Origin of the sequence: Campylobacter sp. US33a (genome assembly GCF_004378855.1) — a bacterium.
In the GTDB taxonomy this organism is placed as follows: domain Bacteria; phylum Campylobacterota; class Campylobacteria; order Campylobacterales; family Campylobacteraceae; genus Campylobacter_D.
In genome coordinates, this window is sequence record NZ_RYYL01000039.1 from 1 (window position 1) to 519 (window position 519).

The 519-nt window shown below is 29.5% G+C and carries 1 pseudogene; it reads left to right on the forward strand.

From position 1 onward, the window contains the following. Window positions 1–519 (forward strand): annotated as a pseudogene (locus ELQ16_RS09805) (hypothetical protein); the annotation flags it as partial.

Sequence of the window (519 nt, forward strand, 5' to 3'; positions counted from 1 at the left end):
GAATTTAAAGATTGGCAAAGCATATATTTAAAAGATCCTATAAAAGGAGCTATTGCTCCTTGGACTAAAGCAGAAAAAGCTTATTATAAATCTTTAAAAACTAAAAGAGAAAGATATAAATATTTAATTATAAGAAGTGGACTTAGAAGTACTGTTATAGATATACCTTATGATGCTTATTGTAATGTAGATGAAAAAGGAAATTTAATCAATAAAGACTATAAAGAACTCTATAAAGAAGTAGAAGCTAATAGAGGTATGGCTAATATGCATAAAGGTTGGCTTTTTATGGCTGAATGGGAATTAGTAGCAGGAATACTAGGAGATATAAAAGGATTTGTAGGAGCCTTACAACTTTCCATGACAGGATTTAAAGCAAGAACTCAAGCAATAAATTTTTTACTCATACAACTAGGACATGAACAAGGCTTTAAAAGTCTTTATGATTCTTATGCATATAGAGATTTAACAGATGGCATACACAAAAACCCTCTTAAAGCTCAAATGCTAAAAGACTTT